The organism is Galliscardovia ingluviei (genome assembly GCF_014635685.1).
Taxonomy (GTDB): domain Bacteria; phylum Actinomycetota; class Actinomycetes; order Actinomycetales; family Bifidobacteriaceae; genus Galliscardovia; species Galliscardovia ingluviei.
Genome location: NZ_BMDH01000002.1, coordinates 131496 through 155636 on the forward strand (window position 1 = coordinate 131496; position 24141 = coordinate 155636).

Annotated in this window: 18 protein-coding genes; 6 read left to right on the forward strand and 12 right to left on the reverse strand. The window is 45.3% G+C overall.

Annotated elements, in window-relative coordinates; genetic code table 11:
- Nucleotides 1–9 precede the first annotated feature (9 nt).
- From IEU85_RS04770 to IEU85_RS04780, 3 genes are all read left to right on the forward strand, one after another.
- Nucleotides 10–744 carry a Crp/Fnr family transcriptional regulator gene (locus IEU85_RS04770; protein ID WP_188355336.1) on the forward strand — a complete coding sequence of 245 codons (735 nt, stop codon included), beginning with the start codon at nucleotides 10–12 and terminating at the stop codon, nucleotides 742–744.
- 184 nt (nucleotides 745–928) lie between these two features.
- A complete protein-coding gene (locus IEU85_RS04775) occupies nucleotides 929–3118 on the forward strand; it encodes a transglycosylase domain-containing protein (RefSeq protein ID WP_188355109.1) in 2190 nt (729 codons plus the stop codon).
- A 324-nt stretch (nucleotides 3119–3442) separates the two neighbouring features.
- The gene (locus IEU85_RS04780) at nucleotides 3443–4555 is read left to right on the forward strand and encodes an NADH:flavin oxidoreductase/NADH oxidase (RefSeq protein WP_188355110.1); all 1113 of its coding nucleotides are present in this window, start codon (nucleotides 3443–3445) and stop codon (nucleotides 4553–4555) included.
- Between the two features lie 91 nt (nucleotides 4556–4646).
- Here IEU85_RS04780 and IEU85_RS04785 read toward each other — a convergent pair whose 3' ends face one another.
- From IEU85_RS04785 to IEU85_RS04800, 4 genes are all read right to left on the reverse strand, one after another.
- Entirely contained in the window at nucleotides 4647–5504 is an 858-nt protein-coding gene (locus tag IEU85_RS04785) for an ABC transporter ATP-binding protein (RefSeq protein WP_188355111.1), read from the reverse strand.
- On the reverse strand, nucleotides 5501–7564 hold the full coding sequence (locus IEU85_RS04790) for a dipeptide/oligopeptide/nickel ABC transporter permease/ATP-binding protein (protein WP_188355112.1): 2064 nt from the start codon (nucleotides 7562–7564) through the stop codon (nucleotides 5501–5503). The genes IEU85_RS04785 and IEU85_RS04790 overlap by 4 nt, the downstream gene beginning before the upstream one ends.
- A 1-nt stretch (nucleotide 7565) precedes the next feature.
- Nucleotides 7566–8522 carry an ABC transporter permease gene (locus tag IEU85_RS04795; protein ID WP_268234210.1) on the reverse strand — a complete coding sequence of 319 codons (957 nt, stop codon included), beginning with the start codon at nucleotides 8520–8522 and terminating at the stop codon, nucleotides 7566–7568.
- 201 nt (nucleotides 8523–8723) lie between these two features.
- Complete coding sequence (locus tag IEU85_RS04800) at nucleotides 8724–10298, reverse strand: ABC transporter substrate-binding protein (RefSeq protein ID WP_371866637.1); 1575 nt, start codon at nucleotides 10296–10298, stop codon at nucleotides 8724–8726.
- A gap of 280 nt (nucleotides 10299–10578) precedes the next feature.
- On the opposite strand from IEU85_RS04800, the gene IEU85_RS04805 reads away from it, so the two are divergent.
- The 3 genes from IEU85_RS04805 to IEU85_RS04815 all read left to right on the forward strand — a co-directional run bounded on the left by IEU85_RS04805 (nucleotide 10579) and on the right by IEU85_RS04815 (nucleotide 13295).
- Entirely contained in the window at nucleotides 10579–11505 is a 927-nt protein-coding gene (locus IEU85_RS04805) for a lipoate--protein ligase family protein (RefSeq protein WP_188355114.1), read from the forward strand.
- On the forward strand, nucleotides 11506–12030 hold the full coding sequence (locus IEU85_RS04810; RefSeq protein WP_188355115.1) for a hypothetical protein: 525 nt from the start codon (nucleotides 11506–11508) through the stop codon (nucleotides 12028–12030).
- A gap of 113 nt (nucleotides 12031–12143) precedes the next feature.
- Nucleotides 12144–13295, forward strand: coding sequence for a quinone-dependent dihydroorotate dehydrogenase (locus IEU85_RS04815; protein ID WP_188355116.1), 1152 nt, complete (start codon nucleotides 12144–12146; stop codon nucleotides 13293–13295).
- A gap of 138 nt (nucleotides 13296–13433) precedes the next feature.
- Here the strand turns inward: IEU85_RS04815 and IEU85_RS04820 are convergent, their stop codons facing one another.
- The 8 genes from IEU85_RS04820 to IEU85_RS04855 form a co-directional block, all read right to left on the reverse strand.
- Complete coding sequence (locus IEU85_RS04820; protein WP_188355117.1) at nucleotides 13434–14507, reverse strand: 3-isopropylmalate dehydrogenase; 1074 nt, start codon at nucleotides 14505–14507, stop codon at nucleotides 13434–13436.
- Between the two features lie 97 nt (nucleotides 14508–14604).
- A complete protein-coding gene (locus IEU85_RS04825) occupies nucleotides 14605–17073 on the reverse strand; it encodes a S9 family peptidase (RefSeq protein WP_188355118.1) in 2469 nt (822 codons plus the stop codon).
- 87 nt (nucleotides 17074–17160) lie between these two features.
- On the reverse strand, nucleotides 17161–18384 hold the full coding sequence (locus tag IEU85_RS04830) for an App1 family protein phosphatidate phosphatase (RefSeq protein WP_371866650.1): 1224 nt from the start codon (nucleotides 18382–18384) through the stop codon (nucleotides 17161–17163).
- Between the two features lie 170 nt (nucleotides 18385–18554).
- Nucleotides 18555–18974, reverse strand: a complete 420-nt coding sequence (gene gcvH, locus IEU85_RS04835; protein ID WP_188355338.1) for a glycine cleavage system protein GcvH — start codon at nucleotides 18972–18974, stop codon at nucleotides 18555–18557.
- Between the two features lie 233 nt (nucleotides 18975–19207).
- Entirely contained in the window at nucleotides 19208–20860 is a 1653-nt protein-coding gene (locus IEU85_RS04840) for a L,D-transpeptidase family protein (RefSeq protein WP_188355120.1), read from the reverse strand.
- Nucleotides 20861–21088: 228 nt separating this feature from the next.
- Nucleotides 21089–22354 (reverse strand): NAD(+) diphosphatase, encoded by a 1266-nt coding sequence (gene nudC, locus IEU85_RS04845; RefSeq protein ID WP_188355121.1) that lies wholly within the window; start codon nucleotides 22352–22354, stop codon nucleotides 21089–21091.
- Nucleotides 22347–23330, reverse strand: coding sequence for an alpha/beta fold hydrolase (locus tag IEU85_RS04850; protein WP_188355122.1), 984 nt, complete (start codon nucleotides 23328–23330; stop codon nucleotides 22347–22349). The genes nudC and IEU85_RS04850 overlap by 8 nt, the downstream gene beginning before the upstream one ends.
- A 32-nt stretch (nucleotides 23331–23362) precedes the next feature.
- A complete protein-coding gene (locus tag IEU85_RS04855) occupies nucleotides 23363–24031 on the reverse strand; it encodes a DUF4916 domain-containing protein (RefSeq protein WP_188355123.1) in 669 nt (222 codons plus the stop codon).
- Nucleotides 24032–24141 lie beyond the last annotated feature (110 nt).

Consider the following 24141-nt stretch of genomic DNA (forward strand, 5'->3'; position numbering starts at 1 on the left):
CTGAACGATATGGGGGGTGAACACTTGGCAAGCCAAGATTTTAACGAACAGGATCTCCGACGTGAAGCACTGTTACGCACTGCATTATTTAAGCAAGTAAAACCACAGGAGGCTGACCAGCTACTTCCGCATATGCAAACCCACCGCTACAACAAGGGCGAATCAGTATTTCGTGAAGGCGATACCGATAGGCGTATGTATTTACTGGAGTACGGTCGCGTGAAATTAACACGTGAATCCAGCGATCACCGTATTCACCTGTTATCTATTCATGGACGAGGCGAATTACTAGGTGAAATTCCAGTATTTGATCCAACTGGTGGTCCGCGCACAGCTTCTGCAGTATGTATGACGCATGGCACTATTGTTGCCTCTCTCGAACGCAATGCCCTTTTTGCATGGCTGAGTGAGCACCCTCGAGTAGCTATCGATATGTTGCAAGTATTAGCTAATAGAGCACGACTTAATAACGAGCGTATTAGCGATCTCGTCTTTATGGACGTGCCAGGCAGACTTGCAAAAACACTCATTGATTTAGCACAGCGCTTCGGCGAACCAAGCGAAGACGGTCTAGTGGTCCCTCACGATCTTACCCAAGAAGAAATGGCACAGCTTGTTGGCGCTTCCAGAGAGACCGTGAACAAAGCTCTCATGGACTTTACTCAGCGTCATTGGATTTCAAGACGCGGACACACTATTATTATTTATCAGCCTGGCAAACTTATTCGCAGAGCACACCAGTAATTGCTGATTTTGTCAATACATATATAAATTTGTTACAACGTTATGCATCTTTATCAATATGCATAACGTCTATACATGCGAAGGCATCTATACAAATATTGTATGTGTACAGATATAGTGCAAATCGTGCGAACAGCACCACGCATAGGTTAAAAGGTTGGCATATCCTTTTACAATAGAGAACATGCCTGAAAAGACTCCCCTAACATTTCGACGAGTGCTTGCTTTGATATTAGCATTCTTGATGTTCTGCATTGCTGGCGGTGCTGTTGCTACTGGATTTTTCTTACCAGCAGTTTTCGGCGCAAACACCGTAACACAAGGACTCACCTCCACACTCAAGCCGGAAGATCTCAACTTTGATTTAGCAGATTTGCCACAACAATCCCGTATGTATGCTTCCGATGGCAAAACAGTAATTGCAACATTTTATGAACAAAACCGCATTATTGTGCCATTAAAAGATATCGCTGATGTTATGCAAAAAGCTGTTGTCGCTCGAGAAGATCACCGTTTCTGGGAACATACAGGCATCGATCCACAGGGTATTGCGCGCGCTTTTGTGCAAACCTATGTCAAAAAAGGCGATACACAAGGTGGTTCTACACTTACACAGCAGTATGTAAAAAATATTTTAATCGATCAAGCCATTCAAAATGATGATCCGATCGGCGCATACCATGCTCAAGAAGAAACAATCGCACGTAAACTACGTGAGATGCTCATTGCTGTAGAGCTTGAAAAACAGTATAGCAAAGAAGAAATTCTGCAAGGGTACCTTAATATTGCACAATTTGGTAAGAACGTGTACGGTGTAGAAACTGCTGCACAACATTACTTCTCCAAGAGTGCAAAAGACCTGTCTCTGGTCGAGGCAGCAACTATTGCTGCAATTACTAAAAACCCTGCGAATTTTGATCCGACGGTAAACCCAGAAGAATCACAACATCAGCGCAATATTACACTTGATTTAATGAGTCAATGGGGTTTTGTCGATAAAAAGGATACCGACGAAGCTAAAAAAATCCCTATCGCAGATACCCTCCATGTACAAGATGTTCCAGTGGGATGTCAGGCTGCAGGAAATGCTGCGTATTTCTGCGATTATGCATTACACCAAATTGAGAATTCCAAAGAATTTGGCAAAACATTACAAGATCGAAAGAACCTTATCCGCCGAGGTGGCTTGAGTATCTACACTACACTCGACATCAATGCACAGAATGCAGCACAAGATGCTATTGAAAGCTATCTACCAACCACAGATCCAAGCGGCTATGAGAGTATACTTGCAGCAATCAAGCCTGGAACTGGTGAAGTGCTTGCTATTGCCCAAAATAGAATTTATGATGTTTCTGGCTCTGACCCAACAAGAACATCAATGAACTACGCAGTAGACCGTGTCGATGGTGGCGGCATGGGTTTCCAAATTGGTTCTACATGGAAGCCGATTAACATGGTTGCTTGGTTACAGGCTGGTCATTCTATGAATGAATATTTGCCAACGACTACTAACTACCCACTTTCTTCATTCCCAGACTCTGGAGGCAATGAAGTTTGGCATGTTACTAACGATTCAGGCGGCACAGTTAATCCAGAAACGCCATTGAACGGTCTTAATCAGTCACATAACACCATCCAGGCATCTATGGCACAGCGTATTGGTTTGCGTACTATTGCTAACACAGCTACTGCGTTGGGATTCCACAATGGCGATGGTACGGATATTTCTAAGCTGCCTTCATATTCACCAACTATGGTGATTGGTACAATGAATCCTTCGCCACTTACTATGGCTAATGTATATGCCACTATTGCCGCGAATGGTGTAGCATGTACACCAATTGCATTAACCAAAGTAACCAATAGCACTGGAAAAGAATTCAAAGTTCCAAGTGCAGACTGTCATCAAGCTATTCCTCCTAATGTTGCACAGTCTACAGCTTACGCCATGAACTTAAATGTTACTAAAGGTATTGCTTCACCAGCACAACTTTCTGGCGGTCGTAAAACCTTTGCAAAAACGGGTACTAACGAGCAGACTGGTTTGACTACAGGTGGTTTTGTGCCACAAGTTTCCGCATTTAGTGTTATTGTTGATGCTGAAAATCCAAATAATGGTATCCATGGTAATATTAATGGTCGCTACTACAGTACATGGTACGGTTTGTATTTAGCACTGCCAACGTGGAAGAAGTTCATGGAATCCTATCTTGCTGCCGCCAATATCCCTGCAGATAACAATTATGGTACTCCTGATCCTGCGCTCACTGCCTTTAGCAATAAAACTGCTTCGCGTTCTACTACGCAGCAAAACCAGCGAAATCAAACGAATAACCAACAGCAAAACCAAGCGAATACGCAAAACCATTAGTTTGTGAGCCGGCCTACAGGCTAGTTTGCAAGCCAATCTGCGCTCTAGTTTGCAAATACAATATCATAAAGGTGAGCCTCTGCAGGGCTCACCTTTTATTCGTACTACGGTATTTCTCCCGTCTATCATCCAAAATGCTCATACTCATGTGTCAGCACTCACTTAACCGAATAATTACGCCGATACACAATGCCATATATTGTTCACCAACCCCATGCGCAGTTACTCCTAGCGCTTAAATCAGTCATACCTTGAGCAAAGTCCTTGTAAACATTGAAGCATTCCTATAATGAACATGGATTACACGGTAACGAATGGAGCAATATGAGTCATTCAAAACACACAAAGCCTACAAACGGTATATTTGATCCTATTGATCTAAGGGGTATTCGAGTACGCAACCGTGTATGGCTACCACCAATGTGCATGTACGCGGTTGAAGCACAAGATGGCAAGCCAACACCATTTCATTTCCAACACTACGTATCACGTGCACTCGGCGGATTTGGCATGGTTATTACGGAGTCCACTGCCGTAAGCGCCGAAGGTCGTATTTCGCCAAATGATTGTGGTTTGTGGAATGATGACCAAGTACAAGCATGGAAATGGATTGTTGATGGTATCAAGCGTGCAGGCGCTGTTGCGGCAGTACAGTTGAACCATGCTGGTCGTAAAGCCTCAAGTGGCGACTACCGCATAGGATTTGAGGGGCAAACTGTACCTAGTGAGCAAGGCGGTTGGCAGCCTGTAGGTCCATCCGATATTGCTTTTGATGGTATGGTCAGCCCTCATGCCCTCACTATTGAAGAAATTCATGGCATTATTGCTGATTTTGCTGCTGCAGCTAGGCGTGCGCTCGCCGCTGGATTCCAAGCTATCGAAATTCACGCAGCACATGGATATCTACTCTCTCAGTTCTTGGATCCACTTGTCAATACTCGTACCGATGAATATGGTGGATCCCTTGAGGGGCGTATGAAACTTACGCTTGATGTAGTTGATGCTGTGCGTGGAACCATTCCAAGCGATATGCCTCTGATCGTTCGTATTTCTGCCACGGATTGGGCTGAACACGGTTGGGATTTGGAACAAAGCGTTGAACTTGCACGTGCACTGCGTGACCACGGTGTTGATTTGGTTGATGTTTCTACTGGCGGCATTATGCCAGGAGTCAGTATCCCAGTTGAGCCAAATTATCAGGTACCTTTTGCTGAAGCTATTCGCAGTGAAGCCCGAATCCCTGTAAGTGCTGTTGGCTTAATTACTAAACCAAAGCAAGCACAGAAGATTATTGCCAGCGGTAAGGCTGATGTTGTAGAAATCGGTCGTGCAGCACTGCGTGAACCATACTGGCCATTGAAAGCAGCACATAAGCTAGGTCTAAGCCGAGACGAGATCCCATATCCAGCAGCATATACCCGTGGCGCATATCGATAAAGACCATAAAAAATTGGCTCTGGGGAATTCCCAGAGCCAGCTGCATCGCTGTGTGGAGACGATGCAAATCCTAGATAAGTGAGGTGTAATGCTAAGCGCATTCCTCTTCAGATGGATGCAGAAGTGATGGTGCTGCAGCCATCAGAATCTTGGTGTAATCATCCTGAGGATGGCGCATAACTTGCTGTGTTTCGCCTCGTTCAATAATAGTGCCTTTATTCATCACAATAACTTCGTCAGAAATGTATCGAATTGTTTGAATATCGTGACTAATAAACACCATAGAAAGTCCCAGTGTTTTCTTCAGATCTGAAAGCAGATTCAAAATCTGAGCACGCACAGAAACATCCAGCGCAGAGGTAGGCTCATCAGCAATGATGGCGTCAGGATTAAGCGATAATGCACGTGCAATAGCAACGCGCTGACGCTGACCGCCAGAAAGCTGCCCAGGCAGAGCCCCCAGTACTTGACTTGGCAAACCAACCATGCGAATCAGCTCACGAGCACGCTTATCACGTTCAGCTTTTGAACCTAAATGATGAACAACCAAGGGATCAATTAACTGGTCAATAACGCGCATACGTGCATTTAATGCCGTTGCAGGATCTTGGAATACCACAGACACTACACGACCAATCTCCATGCGTTCTTTTGCGGTGCGATGTGTGACATCCTGCCCTTTGAACAACACTGTGCCACTTGTCACTTGCTGCAGGCCGCACATAATATTGGCTGTTGTTGATTTACCACATCCTGACTCTCCAACAATACCAATGGTCTGACCAGGCATGAGCTTGAGATTAACCTTATTGACGGCCGTGATGCGGTTCTTATGGAATAAGCCTGAGCCAGCACGTGTAGTGAAAATTACTTCAGCATCTTGCAATTCGATAATTGGCACATTCGGGTCGTTAACTGGCTTCATATTGCGTGAGTTTGCGTGACTCATGAGCGTGCTCCTTCCTGAACTTGTGCCTGAGTAAATTGCGCATTGTGATCTATTATCGGAGCTTGTCCGGCTTGAACTGCTGCGGCAAGTACATCATCAGGCAGTGCAGCATAGAAATGCCATGTACCTGGAACCTGCTTCATTATTGGACGAGTATCCAAACCAATATCTGGGTGCGAAGACCTCGGTGCGAAACGGTCTCCCCTCGGGAAGTCTGAAGGAGAAGGAACTGTGCCCGGTACTTGGTGCAAACGAGCAGAACCCGCTTCAATAGAAGTAACCGAACCGAGTAATCCGCGAGTGTACTCATGACGAGGATCCGTTAAGATTTCCTTGGTCGAACCTTGTTCAACAACCTGACCCGCATACATTACTGTAATTGAATGAGCAACTTTTGCAACTAACGCTAAGTCATGAGATACAAAAATCATCGCAAAGCCAAGCTTTTCTCGAAGCTCATTAAGCAAGTCAATAACCTGCTTCTGCACGGTAACATCAAGAGCAGTTGTTGGCTCATCAGCAATAATCAACTTCGGATCACGAGTAAGTGCCATTGCAATAAGCACACGCTGACGCTGACCGCCTGAAAGCTCATGAGGATAAGATTCTAGAGTACGCTTTGGATCCAAACCGACCAGTTCCAACAGCTCCTCAGCAGTGCGTGTACCGCCACGAGAAGTCAGCTGCTTCATTTGTGTTTTAATCAGCATAGATGGATTCAGCGAGCTTAAAGCATCCTGATAAATCATGGCAATTTCATGACCACGCAAAGCATTATGTTCCTTTGCAGATAAGTCAACGAGATTCTTACCGTCAAATAGTATTTCTCCAGTAATTTCTGCTTTAGGATCAAGCAATCCCATAATTGCAAGCGAAGTAATGGACTTGCCGCAACCAGATTCGCCAACCAGACCCATAGTTTCACCAGGACGTACCGCAAAACTCAAATGATCAACAACATTGACATCACCATGGCGAGGGAACTTAATGCACAAGTCCTTGACCTCAATAACTGGAGGCTCCATAGACGTTGGCTGCAAACGATCAGTTCGCTTAAGTTCAGCTTCCTTGAGTTTAGCAAGTGATTCCACTAATGCATCGTGCTGCTCACGGTATGCTGCGACTGGGTCAGTAAGCAAACGATCTTCTTTTCGTTCGGCTTCCGCATCTGCTGCAGACTTATCAATTGGTGCTGTAGGAGCAGCAACCATAGCATCAGTAATGCCCTCAGAGAGAATATTCAAGCACAATACGGTGATCATAATCGCAAGACCTGGGAACATTGCCTGCCACCAGTAGCCGAAAATCACACCGGCTTTTGCAGAGGACAGAATATTACCCCATGTTGGAATTGGTTCTGGAATACCCGCATTAATAAAGCTTAGCGAAGCCTCAAATACAATGGCGTCAGCAACAGAAAGTGTGGTAAATACCATAACCGGAGCTGCAATATTGCGTGTGACATGCTTGAATAAGATCCAAGGAGCACGAGCACCAGAAACAATAACTGCACGAACATAATCTTTGCCGTATTCACTAATAATATTGGCGCGAACAATACGAGCAATTTGTGGCACATACAGTACACCAATAGAAATAATGATACCAATCATAGATTGACCCAAAATGGAAACACAAACCGCAGCCAGTGCAATACCTGGAATGGACATTACGACATCAATAAGTCGCATAATGCATTCAGAAATCCATGTTCGAGAGACAGCTGCAATAGCACCAATAATTGAGCCAACAACTAAAGCAAAGGCAATAGAGGAAAGACCAATAACCAGCGAATAGCGTGCACCGTATAACACTCGAGAGAGCACATCACGACCAAGATTATCGGTACCAAACCAATGTTCGGCGCTTGGTGCCTGATAAGTTTGTGTAATGGCGAGAGGGTCTTTAGGAGCAATAATAGGCGCAAAAATTGCACAAATAGCAAGCAAAATAATCACAATACAAGAGATCTGCGAGCCTAATGACATGCTCCTGAATCGCTTTACTTTAACACCTGGCTTAGTGACAGCCTCAGCAACTTGATTTTTTACAAATAGCATGTCACACCGTCCTAATTCGTGGATTAATCAGTACATACAGCAAGTCGACAATAATGTTGATGATGATAAACGCCAATGCCACCACCAATACCACACCTTGTACGAGCATTGGCTGATTACCATTGATACCGTCAAACATTGCAGTTCCCATACCTGGAAGTGCAAAAATAACCTCGATAACAATAGCACCACCCATCAAATACCCGATTTTCATACCCAATGTGGTGATAGGCGTAATAAGCGCATTCCTAAACACATTCCGAGCAACAACTACGCTCTTTGGAATGCCGGCACCAATTGCTGTGCGTACATAGTCTTTATCAAGCTCTTCTACCATAGAGGTTCTGATAATACGTGTAAGCTGACCGGCTACTGGAAGCCCAAGTGCAAAACAAGGCATTGCCATACGGGCAAGATATGCACTCGGATCCGTAGTAAACGGTACCAAATCACCAGATCCTGGAAGCCATGCCATTTTAATTTGCAGCATATAAATAAGTAATACACCTAACCAGAATGATGGTGTTGCAATAGCAATAATGGAAATAACACGAATAACTTGATCTACCCATGTATCCCTGTACAATGCTGCAAGCACACCAAAAATAACAGCAAAAATAATTGCAATAAGCAAGCCAATAAAGGTCAGCTGCAAGGTTACTGGGAATGCCTGAGCCACACGTAGAGCGACAGAATCCTTGTTAACGCCATACACTCCCATATTGCCATGGAATAAACCGACGATATAGGAACCGAATTGTTCCCACCAAGGACGGTCATAACCCATCTCGTGACGGAAGGCAGCTAGAGCTTCAGGAGAAGAGTTCTCACCTAATGCTGCAACTGCAGGATCATATTTCGAAAATGACATTAAGAAGAATACTAAAAATGTAACTCCGAATGCCATAAATGGTAGGGCAATAAGCCTTCGCCCTAGCAGTCTCAAGAAGTTACTCATAAGAAATCCAAACGTGTAAAACGGTGTTTTCGTATTTTGTGTTGTGATATGTATTTGTGTATTTGAATATGAAATGAAGTTATAGCTATAAAGCTGTAATTATGAAGTTATAGCTATAAAAAAGCCGACTCGCTCGGAAGGTAAGTTCGAGGAACGAACGAATCGGCTTTCCAGGAGGAAGAGAAACAATGAAGTTATATGCTACTTAGCAAGTTTGGCTTGTACAACATTGATACCTGTTGCGCCAATAGCTTCGTACTGAGAGAATACGCCTTTCTTAATAGCTGTGGTAGTTTTACGATGGAACAGAGGATACAGTGGCACTTCATCGCTGAGCAAATCGAAGCACTGATTCCAGTAGTCTTGTCGCTCACTATCACTTGAAGCAGCGATTGCCTTATCCATCAGCTCATGCAACTTAGTATATCCCTCAGAATCTTTCCAGAATGTTCGAGTCTTGGTCCATGCATTATCGCCGTACCACCAATTCATCAACAAATCTGGGTCATTGCCGAATACTGATGGATCACCAGGAGCCAATACCATAGAGTAATCTGCATCTTGCTTATCAGTAATTGATGGGTACAAGGCAGAAGACTTCATCGACTGAATATCAACATTCATACCGATTTCTGCCAAATCATTCTTAATTTGTGGAGCAAGTTGAGTGATCCAGGAATGATCGGTGGTATACAGCGTGAAGTTGATAGGACCGTCGATACCTGCTTCTTTCAATAGAGACTTTGCTTTATCAACCTTCTTGGTATAAACGTTCTTTGCCTTGTGATAGTTCGGGAAGTTTTCTGGCAAGAAGCTTGTTGCAGCCTCTGCTTGGCCACTCATCTGATTCTTAATAAGCTGGTCAGTGTCAATAGCATACAGGGCTGCTTGGCGAACGCGCTTATCATTAAATGGAGCCTTCTTAGTATTGAACATAATGAATGGCAAATTGAACCCTTGTGTGGTCTTTAATTCAGAACCAGACGATTCCAATGTTGGGAACGCTTTAGCAGGAACCATTTCCATAATATCGGTTTTGCCACCCTGCATTGCAGTAACACGTGCAGTATCATCAACGGTTACATTCCATACCATATTCTTGGTTTGGGCTGGGAACTGACCGTTATATAAATCATTCTTTTCAAACTTGACTTGATTATCAGTAATAGAAGTGTACTTCCAAGGACCGGAGCCAACTGGCTGATTCTTAAGCTCTTCATCAGACATCGATGATGGGACAATCTGAATCAAGGCAAGGCGCTGCTTGAACAGTGGGAATGCCTTCTTTAACTTGAATACTACTTGGTTAGTGCCTTTTGCTTCCACAGAATCAATGAAGTTGAGCATGGAAATATACAGGCTACCTTCTGCAGTGGTGCGCTTGAATGAGCTGACCACATCATCTGCAGTAACATCTTTGCCATCTGAGAATTTTGCGCCATCACGCAATGTGACCACATATTCAGTATCTGATACCTTCTCTGGCTCGCCTTTTGCTAAGGCATTAAAAACTTTGAATGTGCTGTAATCTAAAGCGTATAGTGGTTCAGTGACGTGCCAGTTGCCTGCCATTGGTAATGCGCCAGATGTAGTTGAAGGCGAAAAATCACGGCTTGCGTAGGCAACCTGTGCAGTAATGGTATCTGCGACTGAGGTGCCTGCTGCCTTTGGTGCAGAAGATCCACTTGACGTACCACTACCCGACCCACAACCGGCAAGCAACATCATACTTGCTACGGCTGCAGCAACTGCTGCTGTAAACTTTCTACTACTCATGATCATTTGATCTCCTCATCGTTGAGTGATTATCAGATCGCGTTCGAGTATTGAGGTATTACTCTCGTATCGAACTTACTTAATGATATGACGTCTGATGTCTGACTACAAGTCGGCGTGTTGTAGATTCCTTACTATACCTAAGACAAACACACCATTGCTATCCATCATAGACATATAACCTATCTCGTCTAGCACCCGACACACTATATCTCACCTGATATATCCCCTAATTTACATTTATCTTCATGTGCCTCACTACTGCATTACAATACCCCGTATGAGCAGTACAGAGATTTCACAGCATTGGTTTCGCGGCGAAGCAAAGCAATGGCAAGGAAAACTCATAGCAGTTTCCTTGTGTATCGAATCGAGAGAAGTACTTGCAAGCGAAAATCCTTCTACACCATCGGTAAGTACTACCGTAATTGAAGCCCGCCTCGACGGAGATTTTTTTGATATCACTCCCATCACGGAGCACACGCGATTCGGAACAACAGTCCCAGTGGTGCAACAGCTTGAGCGCCTATTTACTGAGACTGCATTGGTACAAAGTCCCGAGGATATGGCGAGCCTTGCCTGCGCCGTAGAACAGATTGTGAGCGCAAACACTGCCACTGGACTTGTCGGCATCAGCACTTCAGCTATTCTGCTCGCCTATCTACGCGCCCTACATCAGGCGCAGCAAGGCGGATATATCCAAATCACTTCACAACTCCTCATATCGCAAATTCGCGTCCTCAAGCAGCAGGTCTCACCAAGCTCTGCAACTACTCATCTCAACACATCTGTAAGCGAGTACACCCCCTATCCGGATAGCCCGAGTTGTGAAGTGATTGACCGATATGCCTCATCATGGAATACACTCCACCCCTTAATTCTTGAACCCACGGCACTGCCCAGCGCCATGCATATGGCTTTAGATATCACCCTCTCTCAAGCTGTTGCTAACGGCGAGATCCCACCAATTCTGCGCTTTTGGGGCTGGAGCGAGCCAACGGTGGTACTCGGTGCCCACCAAAGTGTTGCCAACGAAATCCACCAAGATATGGCACAACAGCGAGGGTTCACCATTATGCGACGTATTACCGGAGGCGGCACCATGATTGTGCGCCCTCAACAATCACTCACCTATTCCCTATACGTGCCACAGCACTGGTTACAAGGACTAACCACTCTAGAGACTTACCAACAATGCTCCTGGTAGATGATCCAAGCACTGCATCGACTCGGCATCAATACACAGTTTGCCCCACTCAATGATCTCATCGCGCCAGACGGCGGCAAAATAGGAGGTGGCGCTGCAAAAATGTTCTCAGCACGCAGCACTAGACGAGGTAGCACACTCAGCACTACAAGCAGCACCACACATAGTGGCACCACATCACAGATCGCATCAGGATGCATGCTATACCATGCCACTCTTGCTTACAGCATCACTTCGGAAGATTTTTCCACCATCTTGCGCACCTCTGCAGAAAAACTTCGTGATAAAACTCGCAATCACCGAGCAGTAACTTCGGCTGAAAAGCGCATAAGTCCAATATCTGAACAAACCTCATGGACGTATCACGGCATACTCCACCACCTCGTACAGCATGCAACCACACTACCCGGTGCGCAACTGATCTCGTTGCAGGAAGTTGCAACGAAAGTGCCACAAATACTTGAACGCACACGCACTCTTGCCCATACACAGTTTGAAAACGAGAATTGGACATATCGAATGTAGCGCATAATTCCTACAGACGTCTTATAGCAGACACCCTCAGCACCTATCTAACACCATATCCACATTATGCCCAACTACCAAGATAGTGCAGACGTGCTGGTAAAACTATAGGTATGAAGTATGTTTCGCAGTCACCAATTGCCAACGCTGTCAGTGGGGCCGGAGCACAATTGTTCCGCTTTGGCTACAAGCACATTGCCAAGCCAATATTCTTTTCCATGCCTCCTGACAAAGCCCACGATCTGATGATTTCTGGTGTTCACTCCGCAGGGCAACTCTCGCCTGTGAATTGGACATTACGTACACTGTTGCAATACACTGATCCCGCACTGGAAACCACTGTTATGGGATTGCATTTCGATAATCCTTTTGGTCTTTCCGCAGGATTAGACAAAGATTGTATGCTCGCGCCAGTGCTTGATGCCGCAGGATTCGGTTTTGAAACTGCAGGATCTATCACTTCCCGACCTTGCCCAGGAAATCCTAAGCCATGGTTCCATCGCTTGCCAGAGTACGGATCTATGGTTGTGCATGCTGGTCTTGCCAACGAAGGCGCAGATATCGTAATGCCGCGCGCACAACGTGCTCATAAGCAGTTACGCACCATGAAACTTTCACTTTCTCTTGCTCGCACTAATGACCAGTATTGCGGCGACTTACAAGAAGGTATTGAAGATTATTGCATTTCTCTGCAAAAAGCCGCCGGAACAAGCGACATGATTGAAATCAATATTTCATGCCCAAACACTATGGTTGGCGAGACTTTTACTGAGCGTCCAGAGCATCTTGATAAGCTGTTTACCGCACTTGACGAGATTGAGCATCCTCAGCCAATCCTGGTTAAAATGCCGTTGAATAAGTCTTGGGAAGAGTTCAAAGACTTTCTTGATGTGCTTGCAGAGCATGAGGTTCAAGGCGTCTCTATTGCTAATTTGCAAAAAGATCGCTCGCAATATCCGACAGTGCCAAAAGACTGGGAAGGTGGTCTTTCCGGTTTGCCTTGCCGTCAAGCAAGCACTGAACTTGTGGCACGTACATATTTAGAGTATGGCGATAGATTTGCAATTGCAGGTATTGGTGGCGTCTTTACTCCACAGCAGGCATATGCCAAAATTCGTGCTGGTGCCAGCCTTGTTATGTTTGTGTCATCGCTGATGTATGTCGGTCCACAAAATATTGCCACATTAAAGCGCGGACTTGTGCAGCTGCTGCATCAAGATGGCTTTGATAGCGTAGAGCAAGCGGTGGGTGCGGATTTCCGCTAAAGACGTTCAGCACAAGCCAATAGAGTAAGCCAACATAAAATACAACATAGATAAACCCCGAGATTCCAGATATAGTTTTCCAGATTCTCGGGGTTATCTATACACGAAGTTGAGTGCGTAGTTGCGTTTTACCCGCGTTTATGCGAGCCGTGCAATAATATCGCGCCCTACTTGCTCTGTAGAACGAGGCGTAGAACCAAGCTGCTCAATATCAGCTTCTACTGCCGCCTCAATGCGCTGTGCAATTTCGTCATATCCTAAATGACGCAACATCATAGCAGCACTCAATACCGCCGCAGTCGGGTTCGCAATACCCCGTCCAGCAATATCTGGCGCAGAACCATGAATTGGTTCAAACATTGACGGGAATTCACCAGAAGCATTAATACATCCAGAAGCAGAATAGCCTACACCACCCACGACAGCACCAGCTTCGTCGGTTAAGATATCGCCAAACAAATTATCTGTCAAAATCACATCAAAACGACTTGGCTCAGTGACCATATAAATAGTAGCAGCATCAATATGGCAATAGTCATGCGTAACCTCAGGATATTCTTCACCTACGCGAGCAACAATACGCTGCCACATATCACCAGCATTAACCAGCACATTCTTCTTATGCACTAAGGTGATATGCTTACGACGCTTCATTGCCAAATCAAAAGCATATCGCACTACACGTTCTACGCCATACGCGGTATTGATAGAAACTTCTGTTGCAACCTCCGCAGGAGTGCCTTTTCGCACTGAACCGCCTGCTCCACAATACAGACCTTCTGTGCCTTCACGCACTACTACAAAGTCAATATCGCCAGGCTTGCTTAATGGAGAAGTCACTCCCTTATACAGCTTGCTAGGACGTAGGTTCACATATTGATCGAACGCAAAACGAAGTTTTAAGAGTAACCCACGCTCCAAAATACCCGCTTGAATGCGTGGATCACCAATAGCACCAAGCAAAATGGCATCATACGATTTGAGCGCTTCAAGCTCATCGTCTGGCAAAATCGCGCCATCGCGCAAATAACGTTCTGCACCCAAATCGAATGGAGTAAATTCGAACTTCGCCACACCCTGTATTGCATATTCGAGGACTTGCTGAGCTACTGGAGTGACTTCTTTGCCAATACCATCGCCAGCAATAACAGCAATATAATGCACCTGAGTATCCTCAGATTGTGCCTGATTATTTTGTTGAGACTGTGTCATAACTCAAGAGTAGAGGAAGAGTGTCCATAATACGTACTCACATTCCATTCTGTGAGACTAACTTACAAGCACTCTTCCATAAACACTGCACTCCAGTTTATTCTTCAATACCCATAGCAGCTAAACACCAAGCATTCTCATACGCCAACTCACGCCAACGCTTGTAGCGACCTGTTACACCACCATGACCAGCTTCAACTTCAATTTTTGCAATGGCATCAACCTCAGACTCAGGCTCCTGCAACTTGGCCAACCACTTCAACGGCTCAACATATAGCACACGAGTATCATTCATCGACGTTGTAATGAAGACAGCTGGAAAATGGCGTGTACCAAAATGTTTCTCACGCTCTGCTGCCGGCATAACATTTTCATACGGAGAATACTGCCTCATATAACGATATACCTCAACATTATGCAGTGGGTCTCCCCACTCATCCCACTCGGTAACCGTCAGCGGCAACGATGTATCCAAAATCGAGGTCAGAGCATCAACAAACGGCACATCAGCTTCAATACCTGCATAAAGTTGTGGAGCCATATTGGCAATCGCTCCCATCAGCAAGCCACCTGCAGAGCCACCATTAGCCACAGTGTGCTTAGGATCTGCAAAACCAGCTTGTTGTAACGCAGCCGTAGCATCAATAAAATCAATAAATGTATTCATTTTATTGAGCTTGCGCCCCTGCTCATACCATGCATGACCCATTTCACCGCCACCACGAGTATGAACAACAGCATAGAGCACACCACGATCAAGCATACTCAGTCGAGCTACAGAAAATGACGGATCAGAACTAATCTCATAAGCGCCATATCCCGTAATAAACATAGCTCCCAATGGCTTCGCCGTATACGCATCTAGCTCTTCACTCTCAAGCGTGCGCACGGACTGACTCAGCGACATATTCTCATAGGACAGCGCCAACTGACGTGGCGTCTCCAACACCTCATCAGTAAGCCCCTCCTCAGTACCATCCAAACTAGGTACCAAACCTTTACGCCACACCAAAGACACCGGCACACACTCACCATCGCGCACACGCACACGCAAACGCTTCTCCGCATAATCCTGCGCATCAAAATCACCAAGCACTGTTGCCTGTCGCAACAGTACATCACTATCAGTTAGCGGATCATACTCATGCAACTCACTTGGCTGCGTATAACTCACCGTGGCATATCGCAAACGAGGTGCATCATAACTGGCATTACCACTCATACCGATGCTATACAATTTGCCATTCACACGAGGTACTAGGCCACCGAACCCCCAAGGTCGACCCGCTTCAAAATCTTCACGAGCCACACGTTTAGGCATTACTGCCAGTTGAGGTAACGAATTTGCGCGATACATCAAGGTGACAAAATGGCGATAAATAGCAATACCATCTACACGCAACCCCTGCACACCGCGCAGTACCTCAGGATTTTGAGGATTATCACTAACCGTATTCACTGACTCATAGCGTACAGCCAAATCATGCGGAGTAGCTCTACGCCCCATCGGAGGCTCACAGCCAGACGGCGAACCCTGAGCCACTACTACCCCCTCACCAAGGGTAAAAGGAGGCTGATGTGAACGCATATCAATAATATCAATTTCAAAATTCGGATTATTAACATTATGAACAACTACAGCAATAGGAATATCTTCCTGTGAATCGTCCTCAGGCTCAAAATGCGCAAAATTCACATCATATTCCACGCCCTCGTGGCGTTCGATAAACGGCTTGAACTCATCTTCAGGATGTTCAACAGCGATCATACGCACTTCTGAAGTAGTTTTGGAACCACTATCAATCACCACATACTGCTCATCCGCAGAAATACCAACGCCAACCCAGAAACGCTCATCATCTTCATGGAATACCATTACATCAGAACTCACATCTGTACCAATCCGATGTCTCCACACTTCAAAAGGACGCCATGCTTCGTCTACACGAATATAAAAAACCCATGCGCCATCTGGCGTTAAACACCCACCTCCAGTTTGCGTAATCACTTCTGGAAGCTCAGCACCCGTTTGCAAATCGCGAATATGAATGTCATAGCGTTCGTCACCTGCAGTATCAATGCAATACATCATCCAGCGACCGTCATGACTTAAATCAATACCACCGACAGCAAAGAAATCATGCCCTTGAGACTCCACATTAGAGTCAAATACTACTTCTTCGCCCTCAAGTTTTACTGTACTGCCAGCAACTACGGCTGGAGGATCCCAATCATCCTCGTGTTTAATAGGCACTCGACACTGAATACCGTACTGTTTGCCTTCTTCTGTCCTAGCAAAATACCAATAGTCATGCAATCTTGTAGGAACTGACATATCAGTTTCCTGAACACGCTGCGTTAACTCAGTAAATAGTGACTGACGCAATGATGCCAACGGCGCCATACGCTTGTCAGTATATGCATTTTGTGCTGCAATATACTCCTGTGTCGCCAGTGAATCTTTGTCTCTCATCCATTCATATGGATCGACAAACTGTTCACCTTGTGTATCGCGAATATGAGATTGTTGCATTGCCTTCGGTGGCATTAACCCTAGAATATCCATTGCACTTCCAACCTTTAACTCACTTCGTGCAAGCCCTGCTCACACCATACACCACAACTTGCCCTTAACCCAAGAATTGTGGGGTGCTTATGTCAGGAGTCGATAGCGCCTTTTTTTCGAAAACACATTGCGTAAATATGGCAACATCGTATGAATCAAGTTCACCCCTGTTGTGCCATAAAATACTGGAACATTAGCACTCGGCGCAGGCTGCGTAGTAGTCATTCCTGTAATTTTTTGCAAATAACTACCCGCTTCTCCTGGGCGTAATTGCCGAATACCAATCGCAATCACACGACCCGGATGCCGTTTACTAATCGTGGCATACGTAGTCGGGTCACGCTGCCCGTCGTCGCCAATCAAAATAAACTTCATATCTGGAAAATCAGCCATCAGCTGCTCAATAAATTCCAGTTTATGTTCTACCCCAGATGGAATAAACGTTACTGGTCGCGGATCTAAATCACGCAATAACAGCGGACCTGATGGAAAACCATGGTATTCAATAAAATGCCGAATCGAGCTTTCCAAATTCCACGGTGACGTTGATAAATAGAAAAATGGCGCGGCAGGAAACATTTCATGTAATTTGGAGTACAACACCGACATAGATGGCACTGACACGCGCTTACGAGGATTGAGCAGCAACGTATTATATGCAGCCCGCCAAAATGTAGGTACTTGGGTGACCATGATCGTGTCATCAACATCAGAAATAATACCAACTTTGGCATCTCTTGCTATGGTATACAGCGTAGAATGCACCGGAGCACGATCGCCTACTGTATATGAAACATCGTGGCGGCCAGGTTTAAGCTCGCGCATAGCTACCAGATCTAGATATCCACTTTCGTCAGAAATCGCGTATTCACTTGATTTCAGTTGCTTGCTATCTGGTATTTCAAAAGTTTCACTATCGCCAACTTGTACTGTTTGCAGTGGAACGCCGTCAATATTAATACGAACTTTTGTACGCGCAGCAGGTACTAAGCAGGCAGCACGGATTCCTCTTACCAGTAGACCAGCCGAGCGCTTTGCAGGGGCAAGTAAGGTTCTACAAATCAGTCTCGAATACGAGCCAGTACCATACCCAATATACGGTTCGACGCGAGGAAACCACCCTAACTTTTTTGCAAAAAACACCATTGCCGCACTGATAACATCAAAACTCTCTGTCACTGCTCGACGCATCACACGCACCGAAAATGGCTTATGATCGATACTGGTAAACTTACCGTATGCTTCGAAATTCGAGCTTGTGGTTTGTGCAGGAATTGGAGGCAAGCCATCAGCGCGCCCCGACTGCTGCAACTGGCTGCGACTGTTTTGATTTGGTTCTACCAACTGCGCTCACCTTGCACTTTCCTCAACTCATGAATACCATGCGTATGCTCAAGCATTTAGTCTACACTATTTCATCACATTTTGCACATACGCATGCTCGCAAAGCCCAAGCAGTATACCTTAGCAACATCAGCAGCTTATTGTGCTTTTGCCACAATTTTTGCGTACTCGTCAGCACTTAATAGTTCAGGATCTTCGTCAAGCTCAATTTTTACGAGCCAACCTTCACCATACGGATCCGAATCAACCACTGAAGGATCGTCATACGCCTCGTGATTGACATAGCGCACAGTGCCAGCAACCGGGCTAATCAGTGGAGAAACCGACTTCGAAGATTCGAGTTGAGCAAGCTCATCCCCCACCTCTACATGGGTGCCAATCTCCGGAAAATCAATAAACACTAGCTCACCAAGTTGCTCGGATGCAAATGCAGTTACCCCGCACACCACCGGATCTACACTATCGTCAACCCAAACATGCTCCTCGCTATAGAGCAAATGAGCCGGTATATCAACTTGTGCCGCTGCCTCCTGAGTATTCAAATTCGCAGTATACATATCACCATCTTCGGCAACATCTTCAAAACCATTTGCATCATCAAATGGATCATATTCTTGCATATCGTCCATATTACATGCTCCTCCTGTAATACGCTACAACAGCATGTATTGCTACTACATATATAGTTACAAATTTTCTCTATAATACACAACAGCCAAACTACAACATGCACATTATGCAGTCATAGTCTGGCTATTGTATTCAGCTAAGAACGAGTGTACCCAATAAATCAGGCAGGACGCACTGCCGAGGTTGGCGTTGACCCAATAACCTGCACCATAGAGCCCATCGGCAAGAAATCATACACCCAATGCGCATCCTCTGGATACATACCAGCGCAACCATGAGATCCTGGAATACCATGATCAACACCATACAAATTCCACGGAGCACCGTGGAATGATTCACCATCATTGTAATAAGTAACCCATGGTACGCCAGGAATGTCGTATGCATCAGCACCAACACCACCACGCATACGTTGTGACTCATACTTCAGATACACAAAAAATGTACCATTATCACTTGGATGTTGCAATGTACCGCTGGAAATATTAAATGTTTTCACCAAAGTAGTACCTTTGTACGCATACGCCTTTTGTTCACTCAGATTGACCACCATATGAGGATCACCATCTGGCACATCATAACGTACCGTGCGCGACTCAGTCTTAAAATCCTCAGTTTGTACTGCAGCCTTAATTTCCGCGGGCTGACCTTGCTCTAAAGCGTTAATAACATCTGTGGCTGTTTGATCAACAGAACCAACTTTGACGCCTTTAACACCTTTCACATCAACAAATAACACTTTGCCAGAAGTATCGACAACATTTTTCTCAGTAACAGCATCTTGATTAAGCTCTTTAGGCAAAGTATCTGCTAAATACTGCTTCACAGCATCAGTATCATAGGCTATATCGAGCTTTTTCTCCTGAATATTGCCAGTGACATGAATCCAAGATGCAACAGTCTGAGCTGGAATAGTGAATGTTTTATTTTCACCATTAGAAATTTTTAACTCATTTGCCAATCGAGCATTAGCAGCATCCGCAGTCTGTTGTGCCGTCTGATCATCGATAGCAGCTGGCTCATTCTTCGTTTTCATAGCCACAGTATCGTGAACTGCTGGATCAGTTTGGACTTGTTTGATTGCGGTAAGCACATTATTAATGACAGGAGCTTCACCATCACGCGAAGGCACTACCTCAAACTTCGCGGCATCATTATTGTACGCAACACTAGCATTAACTACACGCTGACTATCGTCAATTAAGTTCTTAGATAGATACTGGGTCAACGCCAGCTGGTCTACCTCACCCTGTACATCAATATTTTGTTTAGCAAAAGGATTGACAACCTCATACCAATGGTCTTTTTTGGCATTAAGCAACTGTTGTACCGTAGCATCAATATCGGTAGATACACCTAAATCAGATAGTGAGGCTTGTACTGATTCGCCTTGTTTATTAGTTACGGTCACCTTTGCTTGTTGCACAGCCTGCTTTACTGTCTGCTGTAGTTCATTTTTATCCATTGCCAGCACACGAGTTGAGCCGAACGATACCCCAGGTGCAACCTTATCTTTGAAATACCAGCTTGCACCAATGCAATATCCAGTAAAAAGCACAATAAGTACTGCAAAAACAATCAACCCAGCAATAAGACCAACACGAGAACCATGTGATTTGCGAGCAACATGCTCACCCGCACCACTATGTGCAGCTTGCGGATCTTCTTCAAACGCAGCCAAATCATCAGCTGCAGTAACCTGCTGAACTGGCTCCATCACTACTGTCGACTCATCAGTATAAGAAGAAGTCATACCGTGTTGTTCATCATGATCATCATCCGCATGGGAGTCAAGCCACTCTCGCGTTGTCATGCATCTCTCCTTAGCTCAACCACTCTACATAAGTGTACGCAACTTTTCGACAATGCTCTAGTGTTTTTCTCATAATATTGTGCATAGTGAAACTAGTCCCTTCAACCCCTCTAAAAATAGCAATTACAGCATGATACTGTGAGGAAAAACACATTGTATAAACTTGTTAGTACCTGTTAGCACTTTAACCCATTAACGATTTACCCCAGTTGCATTACCAATCAGTTATTAACAATCAGGAAGTGGCGAGCCATACCACTGCTCAATCATATAGCGAGCAATTGCTGCTTTACCAGGAAGCACAACATTACCAGCAATCACCTCATGGAGCAGTTCATCTCGCGTAAACCAACGTGCAAACTGCGTTTCTTTGCCGTCAACATGAATATTAGTATTTCGCGCAACCCCTGCAAACGCTACCATAAGCGAAGACGGGAACGGCCACGGCTGTGAGCCCAAATATTGCAAATTCCCCAGTTCGATACCAGTCTCCTCTAGTGCTTCACGCCGAGCTGCATGTTCTAGATTTTCGCCTGCCTCTACAAAACCAGCCGAAACCGAGTAGAAATTCTGACGCCAAGCAGTATTATGTTGAAGCAATATACGTTGCTGAGCATCAATAATTGAGGTAATAACAGCAGGCTCAATTCTAGGAAATAACAGCTGCTGATGCTGATCACTAGAGTCACTAGATTCACTAGAACAATGCTCACACTGATGCACCCATCCTGCATGAACAATGCTAAGCCGTGAACCACAGCGCGGGCAGTATTGTTCAAGGGCGTGCCATGCCGCAACACTAACAGCAGTTGTTGCCATTCCAGCGTCACGAGCACTAGTGCGTGGAGCAAATTGTTTAAGCGATACCCAAGCATATTTCTGTGCAATAGCTGTCAATAGTGCATACTGGGATGGAGAATTTTGTGCAGGTAATGCTGATTGCGGTACATTGTCTTTAAGCTGCAATGTTGCTCTCAGCGAGACCCCCGGCTGAGCATCCACACGATGAATTGCAAACACCTCAGTCAGATCAAAAGCGATATAAGGCACATGCTTATCAACACTATCGGTTTTATCAACACCTAAGAATATAGGGTGAATATGCGGATTATGCGCAAGATCCTGCACGTAGGAATACGGCAGCGTTGCTAAATGCAGCTTTGCATCTTGAAACTGCACTTGCGCCATCTCTTGCAAAGGAATCGCAACAAATTCGCCACAGACTAACACCACACGTGTGTGCGAATCAGCTTCGAGCTGCTCCATTACATGAGGATCTGCTCGCCTATCTACTTGCTGATCTAACGTGTGCTGCGCAAGAGGCAAAAACTCCAGCACATGAGCGAGCGCCAAAGGATTCAATGCAGAAAGTGCGCCGTTACTGCTCCTTGTATCATTGCTACTGTTTGTTCCAGCCTTTGCAGAAACGTTGTTATGCACAGTACTAGTAGCACTGAGATTATTGGTATTAGCATTATTACTGGAATTACTCATGAATGTCGATATCCTCAATATGCACGCCATCAACTCGAGCTATAAATCGATATAGTGCATCGGCAAAAACTTGTGGCTGTTCTACACAGGAGAAATGACCAGCATGATAAATCACCGTGAATACTACCGAAGGGGGCTCTACAAGGGTAGATTGCTCAATCTGGTCTGCAAGCTGTGCCATAGCTTCTGGAGGGCTCGAAGGGTCACGATCACCGCAAATAATGCCAACAGGGACATCCATACGCGAAAGATACGGCGTCTCATCGGTACGACCTGCTGCCATGCGCTGTCGCCAAGCAATACCAAGCGGATTTTGCGAACGAATCCACGAGGTAAACTGCTCAATAAATTCCGGCGAGCGCTTAATTTCAGAATCATGAGGCTGTACTTCTACAAAATGCATAACAGGATCCGTGGTATGCTCAGTTTCGCAAATTTGCGCAATACGTAGCCTATTGGCACGAGCTTGCCCCAAATCAGCACTCGCTTTTGTATCGCACAGCACTAATCCTTGCACAGCCTCAGGGAATAAACGATGAATAGCGAGCACCGCATATCCACCCATGGAAATACCAACCCAGATTGCCTGACTATATCCAAGCTCATGCAGCTTTGCCACAAATGATTCAGCCATACGATCCATAGCCTGCGTGTAGGCTCCATCTTCAGCGACTTCGCCTGTTTGCTCAGCAGTTGGAATTGGCGTTTCACCAGCGCCAGGCATTTCGAAAGCATAAATATCACGAGCAGCAATATGTAGAGTATTAGCATCATCATCAAAATGTGCAATCAATCGTTCAGCAGCTTTGTCCCACATGCGATGGTCAATAGGAAAAGCGTGAATAAGGATGATAGGTACTTGAGGCTGCTGTGCTTCTTGTACCTCTTGTACCGCTGACAAAGTATTAGACTGCCTAGCTGCCAATGTTTGTGTGTGATACGTCGTTACGCCAATATCAAAATATTGCTGTGCCATGTGTCCACCTTCCTATTGCTAGCTTTTACGTACTATTCTTCAATCCCAAGCCAAGCAAGCGCGCGCTTTAATACAATAGCCTGTCCATTTTCCAATGTTTGTAAGAATGCTGTTGATGCCACAACCTCAGGTCTTGTCCACTCAACTTCTAATGTTTCATCGCTAGGTTTGCAATCACCCGCAATAGGCACTACATAGCATAACGCTACTGCATGCTGTCGCGGATCGTAGCATTCACTGACGCCGGGGGTTGGAAAATACTGTGCAATAGTGAATGGTTGCAATGCTAAAGGAAGTTGAGGCAATGCAAGCTCTCCGAGGTCTTTAGAAATATTGCGCGCAATAGCCTCCCGAATTGACTCATGAAACAGTATTCTGCCGGAGACAATAGTGCGCTTGACCCCTTCTGCACCGCCAATATTGACACCAGTAAGACCCTCTTCTTCAGTCTCGTCAATGCTCAGCAGCGTGCCAATACGTACTGCACGTCCTAAATCATCAGTTTGTACTGGCACTACTTGCACATAAACAATCGGCATTTGCTTGCGGGCACGCTCAATATCACGAGCATCAAGCCAGCCCGGCGGATTGCCGTCTGCACCGTGAATCAAATCATCCGGAGTAATATTGTCAAATTCTCCACGACGACGACCTGCATCGAAATCATCGTCATCTGGTACTTCATCATGTAAAACGCGCATAGTTCCATTATGAGCTATATGCCTCGGTTTCGCTAGCATCCGTTAATGATTTATCACAGAATTTTTTACCGGCTTCGCATACTCCGCACCAAATTAGATCCTACAACGCA